Annotated in this window: 6 protein-coding genes and 2 pseudogenes; 5 read left to right on the top strand and 3 right to left on the bottom strand. The window is 54.8% G+C overall.

Annotated features, from left to right (window positions below):
• Positions 1-31: 31 nt before the first annotated feature.
• Genes HOC_RS19720 through HOC_RS19705 form a run of 4 tightly spaced genes read left to right on the top strand, consistent with a single transcriptional unit; the run spans position 32 to position 4,162 of the window.
• Positions 32-271 (top strand): hypothetical protein, encoded by a 240-nt coding sequence (locus HOC_RS19720; protein ID WP_035541925.1) that lies wholly within the window; start codon positions 32-34, stop codon positions 269-271.
• Positions 271-2,172 (top strand): asparagine synthase (glutamine-hydrolyzing), encoded by a 1,902-nt coding sequence (gene asnB / locus HOC_RS19715; protein ID WP_084146492.1) that lies wholly within the window; start codon positions 271-273, stop codon positions 2,170-2,172. The genes HOC_RS19720 and asnB overlap by 1 nt, the downstream gene beginning before the upstream one ends.
• A gap of 11 nt (positions 2,173-2,183) precedes the next feature.
• Positions 2,184-2,630: a GtrA family protein gene (locus tag HOC_RS19710; RefSeq protein WP_156950567.1), complete on the top strand. Its 447-nt coding sequence runs from the start codon at positions 2,184-2,186 to the stop codon at positions 2,628-2,630.
• Positions 2,627-4,162 (top strand): glycosyltransferase family 39 protein, encoded by a 1,536-nt coding sequence (locus HOC_RS19705; protein ID WP_051625144.1) that lies wholly within the window; start codon positions 2,627-2,629, stop codon positions 4,160-4,162. Before HOC_RS19710 ends, HOC_RS19705 begins: the two co-directional genes overlap by 4 nt.
• A 235-nt stretch (positions 4,163-4,397) precedes the next feature.
• On the opposite strand, the gene HOC_RS22755 is transcribed toward HOC_RS19705, so the two are convergent.
• Positions 4,398-4,625: a hypothetical protein gene (locus HOC_RS22755; RefSeq protein WP_035541919.1), complete on the bottom strand. Its 228-nt coding sequence runs from the start codon at positions 4,623-4,625 to the stop codon at positions 4,398-4,400.
• On the opposite strand from HOC_RS22755, the pseudogene HOC_RS23020 reads away from it, so the two are divergent.
• Positions 4,548-5,212 (top strand): annotated as a pseudogene (locus HOC_RS23020) (IS6 family transposase). The gene HOC_RS22755 and the pseudogene HOC_RS23020 sit on opposite strands and share 78 nt — an antisense overlap.
• A gap of 198 nt (positions 5,213-5,410) precedes the next feature.
• Here the strand turns inward: HOC_RS23020 and HOC_RS19690 are convergent.
• Both HOC_RS19690 and HOC_RS19685 read right to left on the bottom strand, forming a co-directional pair.
• Entirely contained in the window at positions 5,411-5,782 is a 372-nt protein-coding gene (locus tag HOC_RS19690; RefSeq protein WP_035541915.1) for a ribbon-helix-helix protein, CopG family, read from the bottom strand.
• Positions 5,782-6,022, bottom strand: a pseudogene (locus HOC_RS19685) (hypothetical protein); the annotation flags it as partial. The gene HOC_RS19690 and the pseudogene HOC_RS19685, both read right to left, overlap by 1 nt.

Raw genomic sequence — 6,022 nt, 5'->3', positions numbered from 1 at the left:
TCTGTCTCATGGTCGCTGACGGGGAACAGGCATGATCAGCATCATGGGCGCTTTTGCTGCGATCACTTTAGCGATCGGACTGAAACTGTTTGCCGGCACGTCTCTCATCCTCACACCCCTCCCCCTTCTGTCGGCGATGTTATTTCTTATTGGCTGCATAAGTGTTCTGATGGGCCTGCTGGCCGAGATGATAATGCGCACCTACTTCGAATCCCATGGACGTATGCCGTATACCATTCGCGAAGACGCGCCACGAATTGTCAACGTCTGATGTGCGGTATCGTCGGCTTTGCGGGTTCGGGAGATCAGTCTGATCTTTCCAGGATGATGCGCGCGGTCGCCCATCGTGGGCCCGATGCACAAGGACGTTATATCGATGCAGAGGTTCCGGTATTCCTGGGACATCAGAGATTGTCCGTGCTGGACCCTTCGGGTGGCGCTCAACCTATGTGGACATCAGATGGACAGATCGGCGTTGTTTACAATGGCGAGATATACAACCACGCTGAATTGAGGAATGAACTGGTCGCCCTGGGGCATATGTTTAGAACCGATCATTCCGACACGGAGGTATTGCTTCACGGGTACAGGGAATGGGGCGAAGGCCTGCCCGGGCGCCTCAATGGCATGTTTGCATTCTGTATCTATGATCGCATCAAGTCCCAGTTGTTTCTTTCCAGAGACCGGTTTGGAGAAAAGCCGCTATATTACGCCATTCAGCGCGATCTGTTTGCATTTGGGAGCGAACTGAGTGGTATCGCCGCTCATCGTAACTTTGTTGCCAGGCGTGATCCCGTCAGTCTGCAAAAGTACTTCGCTTATGGGTACGTTCCTGCACCGCGGACCCTGCTGAACAATTGCTTCAAGCTGACTGGTGGAACATCGCTCGTCTATTCGCTTTCGACTCAGCACCTGCGTATCACCAGCTATGCGCTGTTCCATATCGCAACCGATCCGGACATGGCCAACCGCACCGACGAAGATCTCGCGGAGGAACTGCGTGCGCTCTTGTTCCAATCGGTCAAGCGTCGCCTGATTTCTGACGTGCCGCTCGGTATTTTTCTGAGTGGCGGCGTAGATTCGAGTGCAGTCCTTGCCGGCGCCGCTAACGTATTGCCCCCCGATCAGTTAAAGACCTTTACGTTGGGGTTTCATGAACCGTCGTTTGACGAATCCGAGGCTGCGGCATCTGTTGCAGCCTGGTTCGGAGCAGATCACAAGATTGACTGGCTAGATCTTGAGACAGCCAAAGCTGCGATACCACAGATTCTGGCTCATCTCGATGAACCCATGGGCGACGCGTCGATCGTTCCGACCACATTGCTGGCACGCTTTGCGCGCAAACATGTCACGGTCGCATTATCAGGCGATGGGGGAGACGAATTGTTTGCCGGATATGATCCGTTCCGAGCGCTGGCACCTGCAAGAGCTTACAAGGCATTCGTGCCACAACCCCTGCACCGCTTGTTACAGAGAACGGCACGCTGCATGCCTCTGTCCAGTCGCAACATGAGTCTCGACTTCAAGGTCAATCGGACCATGAGGGGGCTAGGCTACGATCCCTCACTGTGGAATCCGGTCTGGTTGTCTCCTGTCGATCCGAGCGAAATGCGCGACCTGTTTGAAAGTCCGCTCACGCCAGAAGCATTATATTCCGAAGCTCTTGATGTGTGGAATGCCAGCGACTCTCCTTCGCTCATCAATCGGAGTCTGGAATTTTACACTCGCTTCTATCTGCAAGACGGAATCCTTGCCAAGGCAGATCGCGCGTCAATGTCGGCGTCGTTAGAGTCCAGATCAGTCTTCCTGGACAATGACCTCGCAGATTTTTGCAGCCGTCTACCGCACGACTACAAAATGCGCGGCAAGACCCAGAAATTCCTTCTCAAAAAGGCCGTTCAGGCCCTTTTGCCGCCGGCGATCGTTAAGCGCGCAAAAAAAGGATTTGGAATGCCGACGGCCTCTTGGCTGAAATCGGTTCCTGAAACGCCGCCCCTTGCCCAAGTCGAAGGGGTAAATATGGACTATGTCGAGAAGGTCTGGGGTGATCACAGACGTGGAACTGCAGATCATAGACTTTTCATGTGGAGCTGGTTGTCCCTACAACTATTGCGTACGACGTCTGAGATAAAGTCGCCGTCACCCGCCGATGAAGGCGTCGATATCCTGTGACATCAATCATCTTGACCACATTCAGGCGGTTTGAGCGTGTGCTGCGCTACCTCATGGTAGGCGCCGGCGTCACGGCAATCTACTCGCTAATCGTCGCGGGCCTCATCATCACCGACACAATTGAAGACCCGACACTGGCAACCGTTATTGGATCGATCGCAGCAGCCCCGGTGTCCTTCATGGCGCATCGCTTCATCACGTATTCTGATGTCAGCGACGATCCGGCACATTGGAAAAGGTTCGCGATCATCACGCTTGCAAGCTTTGCAATCGTTACCGCCAGCATGAAACTTGTCGATATATTGCACGGTCCATTCTGGGCGGGACTAATCGTCGGATGGATCGTTGTTCCGATTGTCAACTTTCTCATCAACACAGTGTGGGTGTTCAGGGCGACGCGCCTGCTCGCGCTTGCGGGTACCGACCAGAGCACCGCAACCAAGGAACAGCAGATATGAAGCCCGTCGAAACCGGCAATCCGCATTCGACGGGCTTCGCCTTCGAGCGAATGGTCATCGCATTTGTCGCGGTCTCATTTTTGATCCGATTGATTTGCGCAGCAGCGCTTCCCCTATCTGGTGATGAAGCACTGTATTGGAGCTATTCCAAGCATCTCAACTGGGGATATATCGACCACCCAATCATGAACCCGCTCGTGATCAGAATAGGTACATTCTTTCTCGGGGATACACCGCTCGGTACGCGCGTCGTTCCGCTTCTGTTGAGCCTTCCGGCGACATGGGCAATCTGGAAAACAGGCGAAATCCTGCTCGGGTCAAAGCGGGCGGGCGCAACCGCGGCTTTGCTCTTCAACCTCACGATTGCGGTGTCGGTTGGCTCTTTCATCGCCACATCCGACTCGTCAGTCATCGTGACCAGCGCCTTCACTCTGCTTGCCCTTGCAAGGCTGGAAAAGACTGAAAACCCGAAACGGTGGATTGAAGTCGGGTTCTGGATCGGCATGGGCATGCTCACAAAATACACAACCGTGTTTCTCGCCCTTGGTATCCTGACCTGGCTCGTTCTCGTCCCGACCCGGCGCAAATGGCTCATCAACCCTTATTCATTCCTCGGCGGCATGATCTCTCTCGGATTTTTCCTTCTGGTGCTCAAATGGAACAGTGAGCATGGTTGGATCTCGTTTATATACCAGGCTGGGCGCACTACCGTGCATGTGTGGACGCTCAAGTATCTCGGCGACTTTCTTGCCTCGCAAATCGGCTTCCTCACGCCGCCAATATTCCTGCTGGGCGTCCTTGGAATTTTCGGCAGCTCAAAGCAGAGCGCGATTGTGCCAAGCGCAAGAGCGCTAATCGTGTCTCTCATTGCGCCCATGTTTCTATATTTCACGTGGCACTCGCTCCACGAACGGGTTGAAGGCAACTGGCTTGAAGTCATGTATCCGGCGTACGTCATTGCAGCAGCCATGGCGATTGAGCGCGCTGGTAAGGCGGGGCTCGGCAGTAAGTTTATCATGTGGTCGAGGCGGCTACTCTTACCGTTCGGCGTCGGGCTGGCGCTGATCATCTATGTGCAGGCGCTATTTGGTGTGATGCCGCTCGGCCGCAAGGATCCCACGTCGCGCGAACTGGCATTCGGCTGGCCTGAAATTTCTTCAGCCATTCAGACAATCAAGCAGCAAACCGGCGCAGAGAGTATTATAACAAGCGACTACACAACCAATAGCTGGCTTCGTTTCTACTCGCCAAAAACCCTGATCGTTACACAAATCAATGAACGCCTTCGCTGGGCCAACGAGCCGCCCCCGCCAAGCGACACGTTCAATAAGCCGATGCTCTATATATGTCGCGATTCCTGTCAGTTTCTAGACGACGTTCAGAGTGGTTTTGATCATTTCGAGACTGTCGAAACGCTCGTTCGCAGGCGTCACGGTCTGCCGATTGAAACCTATTCTGTATTTCTCGTGTCGGGCCCGCGTCGGCCACCTTTTGAATTTATCGACATGCCATTTGTCAAAGGACAATCGTGATCATAATGCATTCGATTGCCGCTAGTGAATACAGATTTGTATGCTGGGTGAGAATGGCCAGCAACATTAATCAACCATGATGAAAACGTCGGTGAAACCCTCCCCCCTGACCGACAGCCCACTCTGGTTCAAGGAACACCTCCCCTTGGTTCCCCAAACCTGAAATACGATGTTACATGGTTTCTGACCCCTAACTTCGACCCATGTGACAGGCGACGCCTGCTTCTGACTGCCCCTAGTCGCTGAAGCAGGCGTTCGTCAGGCGTAAGGCATTGTCAGCGGAACCGGAGTTGAGCTGACCGATCCTGGTGTTTAGCTTTGGGAAATGGCTAAGAACCCGTTTCGCTACTTTAAAACCTCGCCCGAGATCATCCAGCTTGGCGTGATGATGTATGTCAGATTCCCGCTCTCGCTTCGCAACGTAGAGGACCTGCTCCACGAGCGCGGCGTTGATATCTGTCATGAAAGCGTTCGCCTCTGGGTCGACCGCTTCAGGTCTTACTTCTCGCACAAGGTCCCGAAACGGCGGTCCCAAGCCATGCGGCGTAGTCCGCAATGGCCGTGGCACCCGGACGAGGTCTTCGTCAGCCGAAGGCAGGCGCAGCCAACATCCGAGGCGAGAAACATTACCTGTGGAGAGCCGTCGCTCACGAGGGCGAAGTACCGGAATCCTATGTCACGAAGTAACGGGACAAAGCTGTCGTGCTGAAATTCCTCAAGAAAGCAATGAAGAGATGTGGCAACCCACATGTCGTCGTGACAGACAGATGCCCTTCTTACCTGGCAGCAATGAAGCTGATTGGGAATGAGAGGCGCCAGGAGACTGGCCGCCATCTCAATAACCGGGCCGAGAATTCCCACTTGCCCTTTCGACGAAGAGAGCGAGCAATGTCGAGATATCGTCGCATGCGAAATCTGCAGAAGTTTAAATCAATCCATTCGTCAGTGCACAATCACTTCAACTTCAAAAGGCATATCAACTCCCGAATTCGATTTAAACAGAAACGCGACGCCGCCCTTCGCGAGTGGCGCGACCTTCTCGTCGCCTAGCACCTGCTGGTCCGCGAATATCGGAGACGGGTTCGCATTCGTCTGACAGGACCTGACCGAGGCGAAGAAGCCGTTAAAGTCGAGAGAGAGGCTTTCAAGGGTCTTCGGCCTTCGCCTTAAATCGGTCGACAAGCCAACACACTTGCCGGGCCCCTTTCATCCGGTCATGTCACCGCGTCCTGCCTGATCTCGTGGGCGTCATCCAGGCCGGATCTTCCGCGCCACCTGTTCAATAAAGTAATCAAACCGGCGCTGACCGAGCGCATGCGCTGCATCTCGTTCCCCTTCTGGTATCGGTTCGGTTCGAGTCAGCCAGTAGAAGATATAATGCTGTAGTGTTTCTAGCCCGATCGCGACATCGCGTTCGATGTCGGCCTGTCTCAGTTCCATCCGGTCCAGCCGCCGTATGACACGCGAGTCCAGCGGCTCTATTTCCTCGGTGTCGAAATAGCGTTGTAGTGCGGTCTCGATGATGGCGGTCATTGTGACGCCATGCCCGCGCGCCTCGCGCTCAAGCTGGCGCAGCATAGCGGACGTCACACGAATGTTCAGGCGGTGCGGTTTCGTCATCAGAACCCCGGAAGCGTCTTATCGTCGGCGACATCAAGCGTAGCGGCGCGCCGGACGGTCTCCAGAGCGTCATCCAGTTCCGGCTGCACGCCTTCATCGGGTTCGATCCCGATCTCCGGCTCACGCTCGGGTTGAGCCGTCTTGTCCGGAAATCCCGGATCCACCGACCGCTCCCGCCCGCCATTCTCCTGCCCGGTCACCATCATCGACCCTGCTGGACAGATCTGAGCTGCCCCGGGC

This window comes from Hyphomonas oceanitis SCH89 (genome assembly GCF_000685295.1).
In the GTDB taxonomy this organism is placed as follows: Bacteria; Pseudomonadota; Alphaproteobacteria; order Caulobacterales; family Hyphomonadaceae; genus Hyphomonas; species Hyphomonas oceanitis.
The sequence above is the reverse complement of the archived record's forward strand: the minus strand, read 5'-3'. Positions and strand labels throughout refer to the sequence as shown.